Annotated in this window: 15 protein-coding genes and 5 pseudogenes; 12 read left to right on the forward strand and 8 right to left on the reverse strand. The window is 35.7% G+C overall.

All coding sequences use genetic code 11. The annotated features are described in order from the left end of the window. Positions 1 to 87: 87 nt before the first annotated feature. The 6 genes and pseudogenes from ABWU71_RS01250 to ABWU71_RS01275 all read right to left on the reverse strand — a co-directional run. Positions 88 to 653 (reverse strand): annotated as a pseudogene (locus ABWU71_RS01250) (IS630 family transposase); the annotation flags it as partial. A 1-nt stretch (position 654) separates the two neighbouring features. Further along, positions 655 to 1,447 (reverse strand): IS5 family transposase gene (locus ABWU71_RS01255; protein ID WP_353284596.1). Its coding sequence is split into 2 segments (ribosomal slippage): positions 655 to 1,182 and positions 1,184 to 1,447, totalling 792 coding nucleotides; the frame shifts between segments, so codons are not numbered across the junction. 60 nt (positions 1,448 to 1,507) lie between these two features. Continuing rightward, positions 1,508 to 1,813, reverse strand: a pseudogene (locus ABWU71_RS01260) (IS630 transposase-related protein); the annotation flags it as partial. Positions 1,814 to 2,242: 429 nt separating this feature from the next. After that, positions 2,243 to 4,075: an ATP-dependent zinc metalloprotease FtsH gene (ftsH, locus tag ABWU71_RS01265; protein ID WP_353284597.1), complete on the reverse strand. Its 1,833-nt coding sequence runs from the start codon at positions 4,073 to 4,075 to the stop codon at positions 2,243 to 2,245. Between the two features lie 12 nt (positions 4,076 to 4,087). Beyond that, a complete protein-coding gene (gene tilS / locus ABWU71_RS01270; protein ID WP_353284598.1) occupies positions 4,088 to 5,383 on the reverse strand; it encodes a tRNA lysidine(34) synthetase TilS in 1,296 nt (431 codons plus the stop codon). Positions 5,384 to 5,532: 149 nt separating this feature from the next. After that, a complete protein-coding gene (locus tag ABWU71_RS01275; RefSeq protein ID WP_353277222.1) occupies positions 5,533 to 6,012 on the reverse strand; it encodes an OmpA family protein in 480 nt (159 codons plus the stop codon). A 276-nt stretch (positions 6,013 to 6,288) separates the two neighbouring features. On the opposite strand from ABWU71_RS01275, the gene ABWU71_RS01280 reads away from it, so the two are divergent. The 4 genes from ABWU71_RS01280 to ABWU71_RS01295 all read left to right on the forward strand — a co-directional run bounded on the left by ABWU71_RS01280 (position 6,289) and on the right by ABWU71_RS01295 (position 11,616). Next, on the forward strand, positions 6,289 to 7,704 hold the full coding sequence (locus ABWU71_RS01280) for a carboxypeptidase (RefSeq protein ID WP_353284599.1): 1,416 nt from the start codon (positions 6,289 to 6,291) through the stop codon (positions 7,702 to 7,704). A 20-nt stretch (positions 7,705 to 7,724) separates the two neighbouring features. Next, positions 7,725 to 8,801 (forward strand): rod shape-determining protein, encoded by a 1,077-nt coding sequence (locus ABWU71_RS01285; protein WP_353284600.1) that lies wholly within the window; start codon positions 7,725 to 7,727, stop codon positions 8,799 to 8,801. Between the two features lie 318 nt (positions 8,802 to 9,119). After that, positions 9,120 to 10,232 (forward strand): tRNA 2-thiouridine(34) synthase MnmA, encoded by a 1,113-nt coding sequence (gene mnmA / locus ABWU71_RS01290; protein WP_353284601.1) that lies wholly within the window; start codon positions 9,120 to 9,122, stop codon positions 10,230 to 10,232. A gap of 524 nt (positions 10,233 to 10,756) precedes the next feature. After that, positions 10,757 to 11,616, forward strand: a protein-coding gene (locus tag ABWU71_RS01295; RefSeq protein WP_353284455.1) for an IS630 family transposase whose coding sequence is annotated in 2 segments (ribosomal slippage) — positions 10,757 to 11,081 and positions 11,081 to 11,616 — 861 coding nt in all. Because the reading frame shifts where the segments join, the coding sequence is not laid out codon by codon here. 215 nt (positions 11,617 to 11,831) lie between these two features. Here the strand turns inward: ABWU71_RS01295 and ispH are convergent. Further along, positions 11,832 to 12,761 (reverse strand): 4-hydroxy-3-methylbut-2-enyl diphosphate reductase, encoded by a 930-nt coding sequence (gene ispH / locus ABWU71_RS01300; protein WP_353284602.1) that lies wholly within the window; start codon positions 12,759 to 12,761, stop codon positions 11,832 to 11,834. A 2-nt stretch (positions 12,762 to 12,763) separates the two neighbouring features. Between ispH and ABWU71_RS01305 the strand changes: the two genes are divergently transcribed. The 6 genes and pseudogenes from ABWU71_RS01305 (at position 12,764) to ABWU71_RS01330 (ending at position 16,519) form a co-directional block, all read left to right on the forward strand. Further along, positions 12,764 to 13,438 carry a hypothetical protein gene (locus tag ABWU71_RS01305; RefSeq protein WP_353284603.1) on the forward strand — a complete coding sequence of 225 codons (675 nt, stop codon included), beginning with the start codon at positions 12,764 to 12,766 and terminating at the stop codon, positions 13,436 to 13,438. Between the two features lie 59 nt (positions 13,439 to 13,497). Continuing rightward, a pseudogene (locus ABWU71_RS01310) lies at positions 13,498 to 13,803 on the forward strand (IS630 transposase-related protein); the annotation flags it as partial. 60 nt (positions 13,804 to 13,863) lie between these two features. After that, a protein-coding gene (locus ABWU71_RS01315; protein ID WP_353284447.1) for an IS5 family transposase occupies positions 13,864 to 14,656 on the forward strand; the annotation gives its coding sequence in 2 pieces (ribosomal slippage) (positions 13,864 to 14,127 and positions 14,129 to 14,656; 792 coding nt in all). A 1-nt stretch (position 14,657) separates the two neighbouring features. Next, positions 14,658 to 15,223 (forward strand): annotated as a pseudogene (locus ABWU71_RS01320) (IS630 family transposase); the annotation flags it as partial. 27 nt (positions 15,224 to 15,250) lie between these two features. After that, positions 15,251 to 15,574 (forward strand): annotated as a pseudogene (locus ABWU71_RS01325) (transposase); the annotation flags it as partial. 66 nt (positions 15,575 to 15,640) lie between these two features. Further along, a complete protein-coding gene (locus ABWU71_RS01330) occupies positions 15,641 to 16,519 on the forward strand; it encodes a peptidoglycan D,D-transpeptidase FtsI family protein (protein ID WP_353284604.1) in 879 nt (292 codons plus the stop codon). Positions 16,520 to 16,521: 2 nt separating this feature from the next. Here ABWU71_RS01330 and ABWU71_RS01335 read toward each other — a convergent pair whose 3' ends face one another. Continuing rightward, on the reverse strand, positions 16,522 to 16,830 hold the full coding sequence (locus ABWU71_RS01335) for a hypothetical protein (RefSeq protein WP_353284605.1): 309 nt from the start codon (positions 16,828 to 16,830) through the stop codon (positions 16,522 to 16,524). 220 nt (positions 16,831 to 17,050) lie between these two features. On the opposite strand from ABWU71_RS01335, the gene ABWU71_RS01340 reads away from it, so the two are divergent. Both ABWU71_RS01340 and ABWU71_RS01345 read left to right on the forward strand, forming a co-directional pair. After that, a protein-coding gene (locus tag ABWU71_RS01340; protein WP_353284606.1) for an IS5 family transposase occupies positions 17,051 to 17,843 on the forward strand; the annotation gives its coding sequence in 2 pieces (ribosomal slippage) (positions 17,051 to 17,314 and positions 17,316 to 17,843; 792 coding nt in all). A 425-nt stretch (positions 17,844 to 18,268) separates the two neighbouring features. Next, complete coding sequence (locus ABWU71_RS01345; RefSeq protein WP_353284607.1) at positions 18,269 to 20,782, forward strand: hypothetical protein; 2,514 nt, start codon at positions 18,269 to 18,271, stop codon at positions 20,780 to 20,782. The last annotated feature ends 69 nt before the right edge of the window (positions 20,783 to 20,851 follow it).

Consider the following 20,851-nt stretch of genomic DNA (forward strand, 5'->3'; position numbering starts at 1 on the left):
CTTCAAATTTCTCTTTTAATTCTTTAGATAAATTTTTCTTTTCTTTGTTGACCTCTTTATAGCATTTCTCATAATAGTCCGAACAGGTCATAAGAAGGCAGAATCAACAGCACGACGAAAGGATTCGAATAGAGGAATGTTTTTCCTAGCTCTGTTTTTTATAGCAAACCAATGATGCTCAATTTTGTTGAAATCTGGAGAATACGGCGGCAGATACAAAATTTCTGCACCAACTCCTCTAGCAAGCTCGATAATCTTACCAGACTTATGAAAAGTAGCATTGTCAAGAATGACAGTCTGTCCAGGTTCCAAGATCGGTGTCAAAAATTGCTCAAACCATCCATTAAAAACATCCATATTACAGTGGCCTTCAAAGGTTAATGGAGCAACTATCTTTCTTCTACTTAAGGCTGCAACCATACTGATTCGTTGAGTTTTCTTCCCAGATTTTAGGCCATAAAACCGCTGTCCTTTCTGGCAATACCCATATGGATAGTCCTCTGTGTTATCAATGCCAGACTCATCTATATAAACTAAGTTTTCTGGTTCTTTTGTTGCTATAATTTTTAAGAATTCAGCACGTTTTTCTTCGTTTCTTTCCTTGTATCCATATGTCTTTTTTTGCGCGTAAATCCAATTTTTCTGAGAGCCTGTTCATAATCTTTTCAGAAGTAAGGCAGTGAAAGCCAGAACGACCATTTGTAGGCTAGTATTGAGTTTTCGCTCACAATTTTTCCACAATCTTCTACATTTTTCTAACCAAGCAAAAGATCGCTCCACAACCCATCTTTTGGGCAATACAACAAAGGAATGTAATTCATTTCTTTTTATCACTTCAACGGTTGCACCAATAATCGTTTTTATTTGAGTTGCAAAATTCTCTCCAGTATAGCCTGCATCAACCAGTACATTTTTAACTCCCGAGAGGTTTTCTTTTGCATTTTCGACCATTCTCACAGCACTGCTACGGTCAGTTATCTCTGCTGTTGTTATATAAATTGCATGGGGCAAACCTTGCGTATCTACTGCAATATGGCGTTTTATTCCTGAAATCTTTTTGCCTGCATCATAGCCTTTTTCTTCAGCAGTATCTGTATTTTTTACACTCTGTGCATCAATTATGCAGAAGCTGGTTTTTTCTTTCCGACCATTGTTTTGTCGGACCACGCCAACTATTTTTTTTTAACACCAGCTCCAGAACACTTTCTTTATCTGCATCTGGTTTTTCACTCCACTTCTTAAAATAGTTGTAACAATTGCGCCATTTTGGAAACTCTTTTGGTAGCATTCTCCACTGACAACCGCTTTTCAGAACGTATAACACTCCACAAAATACATCATACAAATCAAGTTTCCTTGGTTTTGTTTTTTTTCTACAGGACTCTAGATCTGGTAACATAATCTCAAATCTTTCCCGACTTATATCACTTGGGTATAAACTCCTCATATATCCTAACTTATATATATTATCTCTTAGTTTATTCCTTTCTTGAGATCATGTACAGGTTCTGAGAGCTCGGTGGATCGTTTGGATACTAACGTTGCCCCAAAGTTTAGCCATTTCCGACAGAGTCTTTCCTCCGTTTTCTCTGGCAAATTTAGCAAAGGCATCCCAGTCGGTAATTTTGTGATTGTAACTTCCATTTCCAAGTTTTTTTGATTGAAAGTCTCCTGTTTCTTTTCTTCTCTGCTGCCACTCCCATAAAGTAGTTCGTCCAATTTTAAATCTTGCTGCCACTGTTTCTCTGCTTCCTCCCTCCTCTAGCGCTTCCATTGCTTTTTTCCTTAAGTCATAACTATATGCTGCTGGCACTCAACCTCCTTATCATCGTCTATCCTTATCTTATCACATCCGGACTTCTATGAAAAGAGCTATAATAACCCATAGATAGAGTAAAGAACAAGAATACGGCTGGGAGCAAGAATGGTACTAGTACATTTTGTGATACAGGAAAGATAAACCAGACAGCAGTTGCTGCTGATACAACAAGAAATAGCCCTAATAAAGTTAATTGCGCTCTTTTTTTATACTTATGATCAATGACTGCATTTACACCAATAGAAACGACATCAACCATTATTCATACCTCATTAAACAGTAATACTAACTGAATGATAGCATTATTGTGTGTGATGAAAATGCAATATTATGAATATTTTAATATAATTTATATTGACAGCTACAATTCTGAATTGTTTTATTGCAGCGTTAGCTAATTAGCATTTTAAGCTAGGGTCAGATCTAATAGAGAGAGGATTTTTTTGTTTTCTCATTCTTCTCATTTTCCTCTCTGACAATTTTTTTTCCATTTAGTATATCCTTTATTTCATCTCCTGTTAAAGTTTCAAACTCCAGTAGATTTTCAGCAATAAGATCTAAGCCTTTCTTATGCTTGGTCAAAATGTCTTTTGCTTTTTCATAGCAAGAAGACACAACTTTCTTTACTTCTTCATCTATAAGTTTTAACGTATCTTCAGAAATTATGTCAGAACCATGCATGGTTTGTTCGCGATTGTGATAGATCGGACCTATTTTGTCGCTCATTCCCCATTTTGTTACCATAGAACGTGATAAATCTGATGCTTGTTTTATATCCGAAGATGCACCGCTTGTGACTTTATCATAGCCAAAAATTAGCTCTTCTGCCACTCTTCCACCCATAGCAACAGTTATATCTGCTAGCATCTTTTCTCTTGTGAGGGACACTCTATCTGTTTCTGGTAGTCTCATCACTAAACCGAGTGCCCTACCGCGTGGAATAATTGTTGCTTTGTGTATAGGATCAGAAGCAGGCATATTAACAGCAATCATCGCATGACCAGCTTCATGGTATGCAGTCAGTCTCTTTTCCTCTTCTGTCATAATGAGAGATCGCCTTTCTACGCCCATCATCACTTTATCACGTGCATATTCAAAATCGTCCATGGTAACAATCTTCTTGTTTCTTCCTGCAGCGATAAGTGCAGATTCGTTCACTAAATTTGCTAAATCAGCTCCAGAAAAGCCTGGTGTTCCTCTTGCAACTGTTTTCACGTTTACATCTGGTGCTATTGATATTTTCTTTATATGAGTATTTAATATCTTTTCACGCCCATTTATATCGGGTAAAGAAATAGTAATCTGTCGGTCAAAACGACCAGGTCTAAGCAGTGCTGGATCTAAGACATCCGGACGGTTAGTTGCAGCAATTATTATTACACCTTCATTAGACTCAAAGCCATCCATCTCAACTAATAACTGATTTAATGTTTGTTCTCTTTCATCATTGCCGCCACCAAGACCAATGCCACGATGTTTACCCACCGCATCTATTTCATCTATAAAAATTATACAAGGAGCATTTTTCTTGCCTTGATCAAACATATCACGAACACGACTTGCACCAACACCCACAAACATTTCAACAAAATCAGATCCAGAAATACTAAAGAATGGCACATTAGCTTCTCCTGCAATTGCACGAGCAAGTAAAGTTTTACCAGTTCCAGGAGAGCCAATTAAAAGGCACCCTTTTGGTATTTTTCCACCTAATATTTGAAATTTTTGCCTTTGTTTAAGGAAATCAACGATTTCTACTAGCTCTTCTTTTGCTTCATCAATTCCGGCAACATCATCAAATGTTACTTTTTTTCCACTAGTCATGAGTCTAGCTCTTGACTTGCCAAAGCTTATAGTTCTGTTGCCCCCCGCTTGTGTTTGTTTAAGAAAGAATAGCAAAAAGCCAATAAAGATAAATGTTGGGACCCATGAGATAAGTAATCCACCTATTACGCTCATGGCAGAATCTCCAGTTGAAAAGGAGAACCTCACTTTTCTATCATGTAAATTTTTTATTAGGTCGCTATATATGACACCGTTTGAATTGAAACTTGAACCATCTCTGAACTTGCCTTCAATGCTCTGATTTTTTATGACAATATTTTCTACATCATTGTCTTCTAGTCTAGTTAAAAATTCCGAAAAAGGTATAATTGTTTTATTTTTACCTACATTTCCGCTGAACTGAATATAAGCAACTGAAATAAGAACAATAATTACTAACCAGATCAATAAGCCTTCTAAAAATTTTTTCATTTCTATTTCTAACTAAATACTAATCAAGCTTACCAAATTTTGTTTTATCGTGCTATTAATAATGCATTGAGCCTTATCGTCATTGGTATTTTTTCCGTTATAATTTACATCAGGATAAGCAAGCACCTTTCTATCTTTTTGTACTATAGGCAAAGAATAGAAAACTTCAGAGCAGCAGTTGTAATCCTTCAGAAATTCAGGAACTTTTTGTGTTTTTTTTAATGGAGCGATGATAACTGAACACTCTTGATTTCCGAGTATTGTGCAGCTAAATCTGTTATCCCATTCAATAGGTTCATTTAAAGGTAGGTTTACGGTAATTTCTTGTATCCTTGACGATTCTCTAATTATTAAGATATTTTCTCCATGTTTTCTTATTTTACACCCAGAAAGTGTACAGTTAACATTACTATCCTTTTGCAATATTTTATTAAATATTACGATAAGGCTGTTGTACCTTGGTTTATAATGTTTACTGGCAATTGCCATTATAGAGTAAAGAAGAAGCCTCAAGGCTATTTCCTCTGGCAATTGATAAAATTCACTTAGTTTAATTTCAATATAACCAAGATCATGAACATTAACACAGTCATTAAACGCAAGGCGTGTGTAGTGCATCAACGCTTTTGCAGCTCTTTTCATATGAAGGGCTGTGAGGCATATTCGCTCTGTTAAAATCTCTTGATTATCACTTGCTTTAAGTAAGTTACGGTATAAAGTTCGCCTGTATTTCAAGTCATAGTTGCTTCTATCTTCGATCCATTTTAACTGGTGAAGCTTAGCGTACTTTTCTATTTCACTACGACTAAAATTTAACAATGGCCTAAATATATAAATACCATTTAAGAAAGACTTGTAGTCCATTGATGATAATCCATCTACGCCGCTACCTCGCTCTAATCTTAATAAGAACGTTTCTGCTTGATCATCTTTGTGATGAGCGACGAGCAAACATTTAACATTATTGTTTTTACACCACTCTGCTAGTAACTCATACCGTGCTTTTCGTGCCTGTAACTGAATATTACCTTTAATGTTTTGCTTTTCCCAATTTAATATGAACGATTCCTTTGCTCCAAGTTCCTTTGCATAACTTACAACAAAATCAGCTTCTTTTTGAGACTCTGAACGTAATCCATGATTTACTGTTAATGCCATAGGAAGTGAAAGCTTGTTTTTTTTTGCCCAGTTAGTCATTAAGTGCAGCAAGACTATACTATCTACACCACCTGATACTGCAACTGCAACTTGATTATTATAGAAAGCAAAACTATTAACCACATTTTGAAATAATAACTCTAATTCCATTATGTCTCTTGATGGCCAGATAGGTCAGATCTCTTACATCATACTGCGACTTATTTGTGGTATATATAGATCCCGCTAACAAGCAGCGGGATTGCTCTCTTTTGTCATCCCAGTGCTTGACACTGGGATCCAGGTTTTAATGCAAGAAACTATTTCTTTATTCCAGAAAATGAAAATTCCACTCTACGATTTTTAGCATGCTCTTTTTCATATTTAGAATTTCTAGAATCATCTTTTACATTAACCAAAGGCTCAGTTTCACCTTTAGAAGCAGTTTTTATTCTGTTTTCTATGTAGGGTGTACAACTAACCATAAATTTTTTAGCTGCATCTGCCCTTCTAGCGCCTAGCGCAAGATTATATTCATGAGAACCACGGTTGTCAGTGTGACCAGTTAAAGTAACCTTCGCGTCAGGGTTATCTTGTAACACCTCCATTACGTCAAGTAATGCATCTGCACTTACTTCAGTAATACTAGATTCATCATAACCAAAGAAAACTCTTTTATCACCTATCTGCTTAACAACAGAATTTATTTTATTTGTTGTATTTGCTCCTTTTTTTGGGCAAGAACTTACACCAGTAAGTAATAAACAAAAACAGCACATTATAACCAGTCTACTCCACATTACTAAACCTCCATAAATTTTAAATAGTGCGTAACTTTAATTTCAGTAGCTAATATCTCTCCATATTGTAATATAGTCAAGAGAAATAAAATACTAAATACTTTTTCTACAACCTTACAATTAATTTTCCTATAATATGCTAGACTCTGAGTAGAAAAATCCAATAAAGGAATAAAAAGTACAATTTTTTATTGTACTTTAAGCAAATATACTTTTAACTTTATTATTAATCTATCACGATGTTAAACAGATGTTTTCTAAAATAATGAACAAATTATGAAATCTTATAAGTTTTTAGAGGAAGTATTATATAGGGTAAAGAATATCGAAAATACGCTAAAAGTGCTAAACCAAAGCCAATTGAATATAGAGGACAAAGTTGAACAAATGAGTCTTCTAGAAGAAATCAGACATGAAATTATCTCTCATGACGCAATAAAGGAATCATTAGCAGATGCTCTTGGTAACAAAAAAAGTGCAAATACTCAGCAGCTAAAGTTAATAGAGAGAATACATAAAAGCAACAGTGCTGTTCCTATTGATTTAGTAAAGTCTTTATCCAAAGCTAAAGTTGAATGCCAAAATTTATGGAAGCTATCTCATTCTGAAACCAGTAACTTAGAAAAACTAAAAGAACGTTTTACTGATTTAATCACACTCATTCGCGAAGTAGCTTCTATAAAATCGCAGCAATTAAAATGCTCAAAATACGACTCACTGCTTGCTGACTATGACTCTGATATCACAGAAAAGAATATAAGGGAAGTATTCCCCAAGGTAGGCAAATTTTTTAGCGAAAATGTAGATAAAATAATTGAAAAGCAGAAAAAGGGTAAGGTTACTAATATACAAAAAATTGCTACTCAGAAACAGATTGAACTTGGCTCGTTATGTTTACAGCAAATGGGTATTGCACTAAATGAGATTCGTACTTCTTATTACTACCCTATAGATTATGATGAATCTGATTTTTGTTATGGTTTATTTTCACTTTTACGGCATAGTGGTTATGCAATTTATCAAAAATGTTTAGCGCAAAATTCTATAAGTAGTCCAATTACGAGACATGTTATGTATGAAACTCAAGGGTTATTCATGGAAAGGATGATTGGAACATCCAGAGAATTTATTGAGTTTATTCAACCACACATAAAAGAGAAATTTACTATAAAAGGCAAAACCAATAGCAGTGTTGAAAATTTGTACTTGGTTTTCAATGAAATAAATCTTTCTTCTTTTTTAAAAAATGCAGATGAATTTAGTCTGTTAGCTCATATTATGTTGAGAACTAAGTTAGAACAGGATATAATAAATGGCACATTGGAAGTTAAAGACCTGCATGATGAGTGGTTGGAAGGTATGAAGCACTATAAAATTCCAGTAAAAGCTAAAAATGAGCTGGACACTTATTTTCAAGATGAATATTGGGCAAGCGGTGTTATGGGCTACTTTCCTATAAAAATTATTGCTTTAATTGCTGCTGTGCAGATTTTCTCTTTCGTTAAAAAGAATCATTACGAGTCATTAAGTGCTATAATAAAAGGAGATTTTAGTTTACTTATCAGTTGGTTATCTCAAAATATATACAGTGCAAAGTGTGACCTGGAACTGCTAAGAAAAGTAACAGGTAAGGGTTTAGACGTTGAGTGTGTTACTTACTACTTATCTGAAAAGTATAATTTGTCTCAATAAATGGTTTTCTTGAGTTATGTATGAATTTTGTTCGAAAATTAACCGGAAAGTTTTATAGCCTTTTTACTTTCAAAGGTTTGTTTGCTAGCGATATTGCTATAGACCTTGGTACTGCAAACACTTTAGTTTATCAGAAAAATCAGGGAATAGTGCTTGATGAGCCTTCAGTTGTAGCAAGAATAAAGGAAAAAGGAAGCTACGTTCCTTATGCTTTTGGTAAAAAAGCCAAAATGATGCTTGGAAAAACGCCTGGAGAGATAGAGGCGATAAGGCCCTTAAAAGATGGAGTTATTGCTGATTTTAAAAGTGCGGAAGAAATGCTAAAATATTTTATACGCAGTGCAAACACAAGATTCACTGTTAATAAACCTAATATTATCATATGCGTTCCATCTGGATCCACGCCAGTTGAAAGGCGTGCTATACAAGATGCAGCAGAAAGTGCTGGTGCAAATGAAGTATTTTTAATTGAAGAACCAATGGCTGCAGCAATCGGAGCTGGGCTCCCGGTTACTGAACCTGAGGGTTCTATGATCGTTGATATAGGAGGCGGTACAACTGAAGTTGCAATTATTTCTTTAGGCGGAATTGTTTATTCACGTTCTGCTAGAGTAGGTGGCGATATTATGGATGAAGCAATAAAATCGTATATTCGTGAAAATCATAAGTTATTAATCGGTGAAACAACTGCTGAAAAAATTAAGAAAAACGTAGGTTCAGCCAGTCTGCCAGATGAAAATAACAAAGAGGGAATGATAATTAAAGGCAGGGATTTAGTGAGTGGCATGCCAAAAGAAATGCTTTTATCAGAATACCAAGTTGCAGAGAGTTTAATAGAGCCTGTACATCAGATAATTTCTGCTATTAGGACTGCACTGGAGAGCACTCCACCTGAACTTTCTTCTGATATAGTCGATAAAGGAATAGTTTTATCTGGTGGTGGTGGATTATTGCGTAACTTGGGCAAAGTTATCAGTGAAACAACAAAATTACCGGTTCGTGTTGCAGATGACCCACTTTGTTGTGTTGCTTTGGGTAGCGGAAAAGTGCTTGAAAACATGGATTATTTTGGCCATGTTTTATTCAAGCAAGATTAAATTGTTTTTGAAGGTAGTTTATCGAATTGTTTTGATGGAATTATGTAATATAAATGAGATCCCAGTGTCATGCACTAAGTAATTTGAAGGCAACTTCTAGCAGGAAAGGGTATCATCCAAGTAGCGTGACACTGGGATCCAGGAAACTTGATTACAAATAAATATGCTGTTTAAATGAATTTGCATAAATAGACACTAGATTCCAGTGTCAGCTACTTTCATGACATCATCTACTATGTAAATTGCCCCCAAATCAAAACATTTGCACAGTTGTATGTTGGAATGACACAAGATTTGCGTTTATAAATTAAGGCGATTATGCTAAAAGAATTTGAAATTGAACCTCTGCTAAAAGATAAAGCTCCGCACCAGACCAAGGCTATTGTTGCAATGTCCGGGGGAGTTGATAGCTCCGTTGCTGCAGCACTGCTACATAACCTTGGGTATCAGGTGATAGGTGTGACTCTTCAACTCTATGGCACCGACGGTAATGCTAACGCAAGAAAGGGTGCATGCTGCGCTGGACAGGATATTTATGACGCTAAGCGCGTGGCTGAAAGTGTTGGCTTCCCTCACTATATTTTAAACTATGAGGAAATATTCAAAAAGGAAGTAATAGAGGATTTTGCGAGTACCTATATGCGTGGGGAAACTCCCATACCATGCGTGAGATGTAACCAAACGGTAAAATTTCGTGATCTATTGCAAGTTACAAAAAATCTTGGTGCGGATGTGCTCGTAACAGGACATTACGTGAGAAGGTTAGAAAAAAATGGTGAAGTAAAGTTGTGCAGAAGCATTGATAAAAGTAAAGATCAAAGCTATTTTCTATTTGCTACAACAGAGGAGCAGTTGAAGCTTTTGCGATTTCCACTAGGTGGGTTCTATAAAAGTGATATAAGAAAATTAGCAAAGTATTTTGGCTTACAAATTTCTGAAAAGCCTGACAGTCAAGATATATGCTTTGTTTCCGAAAGCTATAGTAAAACAATAGCTAAATTAGCTCCACAATCTGTACAGAAAGGAAAAATAGTGGATGTGAATGGAAAAGTGTTAGGTGAGCACAGTGGCATAGTAAATTTTACAGTAGGACAAAGAAAAGGCTTAGGTGTTGGGTACAGTGAACCTCTTTACGTGATAAAAATTAATACAGAAAATAATGAGGTTATAGTAGGTCCGATCAACGCGTTAATGCAAAAAAAGATATTGATCAAAGAGTTAAATTGGTTAGAACAACCAAAGGAAGGTATGGAAGTAACTGTGAAGCTGAGATCATCACATGCGGGAAGTTTAGCAACAATACATTCAACTGACGAAAAAAATAAAGCCTGTGTCATTTTAAACGACGATTACTTTGGCATCAGTCCAGGTCAAGCCTGTGTAGCGTATAAAGATGAGCAAGTAATTGGCGGTGGATGGATATGTTCTTAACTGAAAGCTTTAATGCAGAATGTAAACATACAATAGACTTCTTGCATAACCATATAACATTGGGAATAGAAACGAAAAAACTTCCTTGACAAACTCCGCCAGCCCCCTTATCATGAAACTGAAGGTATTCAGTTATCTTCATCTGTGCAGATTAAACAGCAAGAAAACAACGTAGTTGGCGTCTTATTTTTAATTTTTTGCACTATGTGCACCTTATGTCTTCACAACATTTCTGGGTTTTTACCTATATAAGCTGAAACGCGCTTATAAGTCGTTTAAGACAGTATAGCACGCCAATTTGCAGGATTAGAGAGTGACAACTAGCTAATACGGGATTTCTTTTGCCTTTTTTTCTGCTTAGTAAATTTCTTAAACATTCAAACTAAGGTGAGTTGCATTTGAAAGCAGCTAAATTGCAGTGTTTAAGACTTTAAAAAACGCCAATACTGAAAATAGATAGTATAGCTCTTTTCATAGAAGTCCGGATGTGATAAGATAAGGATAGACGATGATAAGGAGGTTGAGTGCCAGCAGCATATAGTTATGACTTAAGGAAAAAAGCAATGGAAGCGCTAGAGGAGGTAGGAAGCAGAGAAACAGTGGCAGCAAGATTTAAAATTGGACGAACTACTTTATGGGAGTGGCAGCAAAGAAGAAAAGAAACAGGAGACTTTCAATCAAAAAAACTTGGAAATGGAGGTTACAATCACAAAATCACCGACTGGGATGCCTTTGCTAAATTTGCCAGAGAAAACGGAGGAAAGACTCTGTCGGAAATGGCTAAACTTTGGGGCAACGTTAGTATCCAAACGATCCACCGAGCTCTCAGAAAAATTGGATTTACGCGCAAAAAAAGACATATGGATACAAGGAAAGAAACGAAGAAAAACGTGCTGAATTCTTAAAAATTATAGCAACAAAAGAACCAGAAAACTTAGTTTATATAGATGAGTCTGGCATTGATAACACAGAGGACTATCCATATGGGTATTGCCAGAAAGGACAGCGGTTTTATGGCCTAAAATCTGGAAAGAAAACTCAACGAATCAGTATGGTTGCAGCCTTAAGTAGAAGAAAGATAGTTGCTCCATTAACCTTTGAAGGCCACTGTAATATGGATGTTTTTAATGGATGGTTTGAGCAATTTTTGACACCGATCTTGGAACCTGGACAGACTGTCATTCTTGACAATGCTACTTTTCATAAGTCTGGTAAGATTATCGAGCTTGCTAGAGGAGTTGGTGCAGAAATTTTGTATCTGCCGCCGTATTCTCCAGATTTCAACAAAATTGAGCATCATTGGTTTGCTATAAAAAACAGAGCTAGGAAAAACATTCCTCTATTCGAATCCTTTCGTCGTGCTGTTGATTCTGCCTTCCTATGACCTGTTCGGACTATTATGAGAAATGCTATAAATAAATAGCCTCAGTGTTATAATAAGGGGGCTGGCGAAGCTTGTAAAGTAATTTTTTCGTTTCTATTCCCAATAAAAGTTTGTTATATGGTTATGCAAGAGGTCTAATGAACCGCGGTGTGACGTCTTAGCTATAGATGCTGATTTGTGTGATTTCAAGAGAAGCTTAGTAGATAAGTTGTGTTTTAAATCAGATTCGGTATTTTAAACTGAACATTTTCAATAATACCACCTGGCATAACTGAAATTTTTACACTCAGGTTTACTTTTAGGTAGTCCATTAATTCATCAACCAATATGTCAGGAGCGGAAGCACCTGCAGTGATTCCTATCTTTTCTACGCCCTGAAACCAGCTTTTATTCACACAGCTGTAATTATCAATCAAGTAGGCTCTTTTTCCTTTGGCAGTGCACAGATCTAATAAGCGGTTTGAATTTGAGCTATTTTTACTTCCTACAACTAACACCATGTCTACAATTTCAGCTAGCTTTTTAACAGCATTTTGTCTGTTTTGCGTTGCATAGCATATGTCCTTTAAATCTGGACCTGTTATGCTTGGAAACCTGAGCTTTAAGGCAGCAATAATTTCACGGGTATCGTCGATGCTTAACGTGGTTTGTGTAACATAAGATAAATTATCTGGATCTTTAACCTTTAAATTGCGTACGTCCTGCACAGTTTGCACTAAAATGATAGGATTATTTACTCTTCCTCTAATTCCCTTAACTTCTGGATGGTTTTCATGCCCAATGAGAATTAGTTCTTTACCACCGTTTTCATACCTTTTTGCCTCTTTATGCACTTTGCTGACTAAAGGACATGTTGCATCAATCACTTGAATACCCTTTCTTTTTGCCTCATCTTCTATATTTTTTGATACTCCGTGCGCGCTGAAGATCAGTATTCCTCCATTATCTTCAATTTCCTCGATACTGTTCACAAAAACCACTCCTTGTCTCTTAAAGTCCTCTACTATATATTTATTGTGAACAACTTCGTGTAGCACATAAACTTGGCACTTGTTTTTGTATTTTTCTAAAGTAATAGCTAATATGTCCACAGCTCTTTTTACCCCGGCACAAAAACCTCGCGGCTCAGCTAAGATGATTTCCATTTTTGTCAAATCAAGTAAATATGCAAGCATTACTTAAAAATAAGCTCCGCTCACTGTGTTTTATAGTACCATTATTTACGTTTTATATAATAATTATTTTTCGCATATTCTCTTTAACATTTGATCAACCTACCACTTCAGAAAATTTTAGAAAAGATAATATAGTACATAAACAACCTAATATTTTAGATAGAAATGGAGTGGTAATAGCAACAAATGTGCCCACAACATCACTATATACAGATGCAACCAAAGTAAAGAATCCGGAAAGTATAGCAGTACAACTATGTTCTATTTTGAATGATCTTGAATACGAGAATTTATATAGAGTACTTACTTCAAAAAAGAAATTTGCTTGGGTAAAGCGGCACTTGACTCCAAAAGAACTGTTAGCAATAAAAAACGCCGGCGTGCCAGGAATAAACTTCTATAACGATGTAAAACGTATATATCCTCACAGTAATTTATTTTCACACGTGCTTGGTTACACTGACATAGATGGCAACGGTATTGCAGGAGTTGAGGCATATATAAGTAAAAACAAACAACATTCTGTTATCCAAGTACCTGGTATACAGTTGTATGAATGTTGCAACTTGAAAGCAATTCCTGCACAGCAATTCCCCACACAACAGATCCAGTGCGTGACACTGGATAAAAATACTGACAAATTATAGCTCTTTTCATAGAAGTCCGGATGTGATAAGATAAGGATAGACGATGATAAGGAGGTTGAGTGCCAGCAGCATATAGTTATGACTTAAGGAAAAAAGCAATGGAAGCGCTAGAGGAGGTAGGAAGCAGAGAAACAGTGGCAGCAAGATTTAAAATTGGACGAACTACTTTATGGGAGTGGCAGCAAAGAAGAAAAGAAACAGGAGACTTTCAATCAAAAAAACTTGGAAATGGAGGTTACAATCACAAAATCACCGACTGGGATGCCTTTGCTAAATTTGCCAGAGAAAACGGAGGAAAGACTCTGTCGGAAATGGCTAAACTTTGGGGCAACGTTAGTATCCAAACGATCCACCGAGCTCTCAGAACCTGTACATGATCTCAAGAAAGGAATAAACTAAGAGATAATATATATAAGTTAGGATATATGAGGAGTTTATACCCAAGTGATATAAGTCGGGAAAGATTTGAGATTATGTTACCAGATCTAGAGTCCTGTAGGAAAAAAACAAAACCAAGAAAACTTGATTTGTATGATGTATTTTGTGGAGTGTTATACGTTCTGAAAAGCGGTTGTCAGTGGAGAATGCTACCAAAAGAGTTTCCAAAATGGCGCAATTGTTACGAATATTTTAAGAAGTGGAGTGAAAAACCAGATGCAGATAAAGAAAGTGTTCTGGAGCTGGTGTTAAAAAAAAATAGTTGGCGTGGTCCGACAAAACAATGGTCGGAAAGAAAAAACCAGCTTCTGCATAATTGATGCACAGAGTGTAAAAAATGCAGATACTGCTGAAGAAAAAGGCTATGATGCAGGCAAAAAGATTTCAGGAATAAAACGCCATATTGCAGTAGATACGCAAGGTTTGCCCCATGCAATTTATATAACAACAGCAGAGATAACTGACCGTAGCAGTGCTGTGAGAATGGTCGAAAATGCAAAAGAAAACCTCTCGGGAGTTAAAAATGTACTGGTTGATGCAGGCTATACTGGAGAGAATTTTGCAACTCAAATAAAAACGATTATTGGTGCAACCGTTGAAGTGATAAAAAGAAATGAATTACATTCCTTTGTTGTATTGCCCAAAAGATGGGTTGTGGAGCGATCTTTTGCTTGGTTAGAAAAATGTAGAAGATTGTGGAAAAATTGTGAGCGAAAACTCAATACTAGCCTACAAATGGTCGTTCTGGCTTTCACTGCCTTACTTCTGAAAAGATTATGAACAGGCTCTCAGAAAAATTGGATTTACGCGCAAAAAAAGACATATGGATACAAGGAAAGAAACGAAGAAAAACGTGCTGAATTCTTAAAAATTATAGCAACAAAAGAACCAGAAAACTTAGTTTATATAGATGAGTCTGGCATTGATAACACAGAGGACTATCCATATGGGTATTGCCAGAAAGGACAGCGGTTTTATGGCCTAAAATCTGGAAAGAAAACTCAACGAATCAGTATGGTTGCAGCCTTAAGTAGAAGAGAGATAGTTGCTCCATTAACCTTTGAAGGCCACTGTAATATGGATGTTTTTAATGGATGGTTTGAGCAATTTTTGACACCGATCTTGGAACCTGGACAGACTGTCATTCTTGACAATGCTACTTTTCATAAGTCTGGTAAGATTATCGAGCTTGCTAGAGGAGTTGGTGCAGAAATTTTGTATCTGCCGCCGTATTCTCCAGATTTCAACAAAATTGAGCATCATTGGTTTGCTATAAAAAACAGAGCTAGGAAAAACATTCCTCTATTCGAATCCTTTCGTCGTGCTGTTGATTCTGCCTTCCTATGACCTGTTCGGACTATTATGAGAAATGCTATAACTGACCGTAGCAGTGCTGTGAGAATGGTCGAAAATGCAAAAGAAAACCTCTCGGGAGTTAAAAATGTACTGGTTGATGCAGGCTATACTGGAGAGAATTTTGCAACTCAAATAAAAACGATTATTGGTGCAACCGTTGAAGTGATAAAAAGAAATGAATTACATTCCTTTGTTGTATTGCCCAAAAGATGGGTTGTGGAGCGATCTTTTGCTTGGTTAGAAAAATGTAGAAGATTGTGGAAAAATTGTGAGCGAAAACTCAATACTAGCCTACAAATGGTCGTTCTGGCTTTCACTGCCTTACTTCTGAAAAGATTATGAACAGGCTCTCAGGCACTCGGCGGAGTAGGAATTGTTTTAAATGTGAGAAATAGTGAAGTCATTTCAATGGTCAGTCTACCTGATTTTAACCCCAACCTACAGAATAAGGCAGAAGACGTACAAAAGTTTAATCGCGCCAGTCTTGGGGTGTATGAGATGGGGTCAGTATTAAAATACTTTACAATAGCTGCAGCGCTTGATGCGAACGTTACAAAAACTAGCGATTTATATGACGTATCAACACCAATCACCATTGGAAAGTATAAAATTCAGGATTTTCACAAATCTAAAATTCCAAAAATTACTGTGCAAGATATATTTGTAAAATCATCCAACATTGGTGCAGCAAAAATTGCAGTCAAATTAGGTATTGAAAAACAGGTAGAATACTTTAAAGCTATGAAGCTATTTTCTCCTTTGAAAATAGAAATACCAGAAAATTCCACACCGATAATCCCGGATAAATGGAGTGAAAACACTTTAATAACAGCATCTTATGGTTATGGCATAGCTGTAACTCCTATACATCTTGCACAAACTGCAGCAGCATTAATCAACAATGGGATATTTCATAACGCAACCTTGATGTTGAATAAAAGAAGTATAGGAGAGCAAATTATCTCAAGAAGAACCTCCAGGGAAATGAGAAAATTATTACGCGCAGCAGTAACAGATGGCACTGGCAGAAAAGCAAAAATAAAGGCATATTCAATAGGAGGAAAAACTGGATCGGCGGAAAAAGTTGTAGATGGTAAATATAGCAAAGATGCAAACATAGCGTCATTTATAGGAGTGCTAACTATGCTTGACCCAAGGTATATAGTGCTAATTGCTATTGATGAACCTCAAGGAATGCACCACACCGGGGGAATAATTGCTGCGCCTATAGTAAAAAACATTATAAATAGAATAGCACCTATACTAAATGTTACACCCGAGATGTAACATTATGATTGCTTTACTATAACTTCAAATCTATCATTACCAAAATCCTTATTAATATACCAAGAACCATCATCTTTAGTTACAAATTCAAGACCTTTAAGGTCTCTTTTTATTGTCTTTCCATTTTGACCATCAATAGCGATATTAATATCGAATGTAATAACGTCTAGATTTATCATAGCTTCTTTCCCGCTGCATGAATTTAGACTGAACTTGCCTAACATGACATCATTAAAACTCACTTCCCCTGTATAGACATCACACTGACCGTCCATACAATACGTAGTTTCAATATAGAAAAGGTCTGACATATAAAACACCTTACGTTTATAAAAAAAGAACTAAATATATATAGCTACTACGCCATACCGCTATAGTCAGTAAACCTAGAGCACTTTAGCTATAATACAGCTAGAAATGTAAAGTTCAACAGTTAATTGTGTAAGGAAGTCTAAATTACTACATCTTAGAACCTGTACATGATCTCAAGAAAGGAATAAACTAAGAGATAATATATATAAGTTAGGATATATGAGGAGTTTATACCCAAGTGATATAAGTCGGGAAAGATTTGAGATTATGTTACCAGATCTAGAGTCCTGTAGAAAAAAAACAAAACCAAGGAAACTTGATTTGTATGATGTATTTTGTGGAGTGTTATACGTTCTGAAAAGCGGTTGTCAGTGGAGAATGCTACCAAAAGAGTTTCCAAAATGGCGCAATTGTTACGACTATTTTAAGAAGTGGAGTGAAAAACCAGATGCAGATAAAGAAAGTGTTCTGGAGCTGGTGTTAAAAAAAAATAGTTGGCGTGGTCCGACAAAACAATGGTCGGAAAGAAAAAACCAGCTTCTGCATAATTGATGCACAGAGTGTAAAAAATGCAGATACTGCTGAAGAAAAAGGCTATGATGTAGGCAAAAAGATTTCAGGAATAAAACGCCATATTGCAGTAGATACGCAAGGTTTGCCCCATGCAATTTATATAACAACAGCAGAGATAACTGACCGTAGCAGTGCTGTGAGAATGGTCGAAAATGCAAAAGAAAACCTCTCGGGAGTTAAAAATGTACTGGTTGATGCAGGCTATACTGGAGAGAATTTTGCAACTCAAATAAAAACGATTATTGGTGCAACCGTTGAAGTGATAAAAAGAAATGAATTACATTCCTTTGTTGTATTGCCCAAAAGATGGGTTGTGGAGCGATCTTTTGCTTGGTTAGAAAAATGTAGAAGATTGTGGAAAAATTGTGAGCGAAAACTCAATACTAGCCTACAAATGGTCGTTCTGGCTTTCACTGCCTTACTTCTGAAAAGATTATGAACAGGCTCTCACAAATATACGACCCTTTTTGCAATCTTAGGAAGAGTCAATAATTCAATTCTTTATAACATTAGCTAACATGGTATCTTCACTAAAATATTTTTTGAAAAAGTTAGTTGACTTATAAATAATTCTCTACTAATACTGGCATGTGTTTGTTTATTCTGCTGAAGTGGCCCCGCAGGTTACTGTACAAGCTTCAGCAGTTCCCGTACTCCTTTAGAGTATAATTCATCATGCTCTTATAGTAGTGATATCAAGTATAGGTCTTAACCATGTTGATTTATAGTAAAATTAGCTCGAATTTGGAGTCATAAGCAACTTTTAACCTCTCTATATACTCCATTGTTACTCACCATAAAAACTTAACAAAAATATGAGTAGTAAAAAGATTGTGTTGAAGTTAGCTTGACCAATAGTATATATTGTACATAATATATACTACGTTTAAGCTAGGAGGTAGTATGGTTAAAGAGTCAGTAAAATATGTTGTAGAATCTGTCAGTGAACAAAAGCTAGGAGAGGAATTAAATACTGAGCCATGGCATTCAAAAATTGAGTGTAATAGCAATGAGGGACCAACGCCTGAAGATGACATAACAGATTTAGATGATTATAGTTTCTTTGTTCAAGGAATAAGTAATCGTTCGGAATGTTATGACCTTGATCAGAGACATGAAACTAGGGAGGCTGTTGACACATGTGTAAAACATACATTGTCGTATCAGAGTGAAACTGATGATAGTGAAATTGATGATAGTGATTTATATTGGAAAAATTACCCTATTAGTCCAAGAGACTCTGCTTTAATTAAGTTAGATCTACTACTGACTGAGAGTGAGAGAAGTCTAATTGATGAATTTCGTAAAGAGTTAAAAGATGTAGTAAAAAAAAATGATCAAGGTTATAGGGATAAGCATGAAAATTTTGCAAACACTGCTTTAGAGCGTATAGAGTGCATAACAAATAAATATTTGCAAAAAGGTATAAGACTCAATTCAAAATATAACGACGATAAGTATACTATAACAAGTTTAATTTTTAAGGAAATAAGAAATATCCCTGATAGAATACGACAGCATAAGGGATTACCACCTTATGAGAGTTTATCAGACGATAGTGAGACTATAACAAGTTTAGTTTCTAAGGGAATAAGAGATACTCCTGCCTACGAGGGTGTATCAGATGATAAAAATATAGGTATTATACGCAATATCATGAGTAATTTACTATTAAAAGGTGGAAGAGTAAAATGCAGTTCCTTTTATGATGATAAGTTATTGTATGCAACTTATGGGTTCAGTTATGAGATTTTTGCAGAATGTGAAGAAATTGATAACAAGCTAAAAAGTGTAGCAGATGAAGGTATTATAAACAGTAGTGCCCAAGGCAAATCTTTACACGTAGAAATGGATAATGGATATTTTTATGTAAAATATTCGCAAGATAGCACTGTTGAGGTTGCAAAAGTTATAAATAATCCCAAAGTGAAAGATTTAAGTTTTAGACATCATATATTTCATATTGGAAAGAGTATAGTAAGAGTTGAAAATGTAGGAGGAAAAAGAAATTATACAGACGTTTTAGAAGGTGGCATTGAAATGTCTTTTACTACTGAAGTAGGAAAGATTAGTATTCATCTACGTTCTAGTGATAAAGACAACAATAAAATTGAAGTAAAGATAAGTGACGATGACAAGAAGAAACTTGATCAATTAAAAGACAAGGAAGAAATAGGAGAAAATTGCTTACTTGGTGGATATTCAGTACATGATGCGATTAAACGAGGATATTTTGAAAAACATGAAACACTACGTCAATCTTCTGAAGAAATTACCTTATCTAATGAAAAGAAAAAAAATAGTTGGTGTGAGATAGTAACAAATTCAAATGAATTGAAGCAAGAAATAGAAGCAGGGTTGCAAGTGATAAATAAAAAGCACCATGAATTAATACAAGAAAATCAGCGACTACAGGAGAAACTAGAAACAACCCAAGCAGAAGCTAATCAAACAATTGTAAAGTTAGAGAAGCAGAATAGCGATTTACAAGACAGGTTTGAAAAAGAGGAGCAAAAAAACACGGAATTGCAAACTGAACTGGCACAAAAAAATGAAGAATTAGCAGGTGTGTTAAAAGAGCTACAAGGGAAAGTACAAGAACTTAAAAGTGTATATGAAGAAAAAAGAAAGCTAAAGGAAGAGCTGAAAATTGTTAATGCAGGAAAGAAGAATTTGGAAAAAGAGCTAAATCAAGCACGAGAAGATGCGGAACAGATAATGGTTGAACGATGCCAGCAGGAAGAGCGCTTGAAAGATCAGCTAAGAGAATTAGATCAGGAATATAAGGTACAAGTAGAAATTGAGCAAAAGATTAAAGAATCAGATAGGCAGGATAGCGATTTACAAGATACACTTGGAGAAGAGAGACTAAAACTCAACATTGAAGAGCTAGAAGACGAGTACGAGGAATTTTCAGGAGATGAGGTGCTTGCACTTGAACTCACTAAAGATGAAGATAAAGTCGAAGAGTTAATAAACAAGCTAGAGCGTGAGAAAGAAAAGCATAAACAATTATTAGAAGAAGGAAATGAATGGGATGATGAATTGGTAGGAATGCTTGATGGACTGGGAGAAAAAATTCGTGCTGGTGAACAAAGGAGCTTCAACAATCAATTAACGGGAGAAATTTCTAATGAGTCTGGTAATGCTCCACAAAAGAAGAGCGGGTTATCCAAATCTTTAAGCCTTGATAATGAGTCTTATGTTCCACTGAGAGAGAAGACAACATTACTCAGATCTTTAGGCATTGATGACGGATATGATAGCGATGAGGAAAAGTGTGGTAATGCTTTACCTTTCAAAAGTCCTATGAGTTTGTTTGAGGAGGTGGAGGTGGAAAAGAGTAGAAACGTAGGTAGCTCGCCTTCTTTCGGTTAGGTTGGAGAAAGTGAAAAATGCAGGTTCGAAAGCATTATTGTGAAGATGGTTGGGGTTCAGTTGCAAGAG

Origin of the sequence: Wolbachia endosymbiont (group A) of Lasioglossum fulvicorne (genome assembly GCF_964028605.1) — a bacterium.
In the GTDB taxonomy this organism is placed as follows: Bacteria; Pseudomonadota; Alphaproteobacteria; order Rickettsiales; family Anaplasmataceae; genus Wolbachia.

Coding starts and splice junctions, on each gene's coding strand:
- ABWU71_RS01275 (WP_353277222.1), bottom strand. CDS start 6,012: ATGTGGAGTAGACTGGTTATAATGTGCTGTTTTTGTTTATTACTTACT.
- mnmA (WP_353284601.1), top strand. CDS start 9,120: ATGCTAAAAGAATTTGAAATTGAACCTCTGCTAAAAGATAAAGCTCCG.
- ABWU71_RS01335 (WP_353284605.1), bottom strand. CDS start 16,830: ATGTCAGACCTTTTCTATATTGAAACTACGTATTGTATGGACGGTCAG.
- ftsH (WP_353284597.1), bottom strand. CDS start 4,075: ATGAAAAAATTTTTAGAAGGCTTATTGATCTGGTTAGTAATTATTGTT.
- ABWU71_RS01280 (WP_353284599.1), top strand. CDS start 6,289: ATGAAATCTTATAAGTTTTTAGAGGAAGTATTATATAGGGTAAAGAAT.
- ABWU71_RS01285 (WP_353284600.1), top strand. CDS start 7,725: ATGAATTTTGTTCGAAAATTAACCGGAAAGTTTTATAGCCTTTTTACT.
- ispH (WP_353284602.1), bottom strand. CDS start 12,761: ATGGAAATCATCTTAGCTGAGCCGCGAGGTTTTTGTGCCGGGGTAAAA.
- tilS (WP_353284598.1), bottom strand. CDS start 5,383: ATGGAATTAGAGTTATTATTTCAAAATGTGGTTAATAGTTTTGCTTTC.
- ABWU71_RS01330 (WP_353284604.1), top strand. CDS start 15,641: ATGGTCAGTCTACCTGATTTTAACCCCAACCTACAGAATAAGGCAGAA.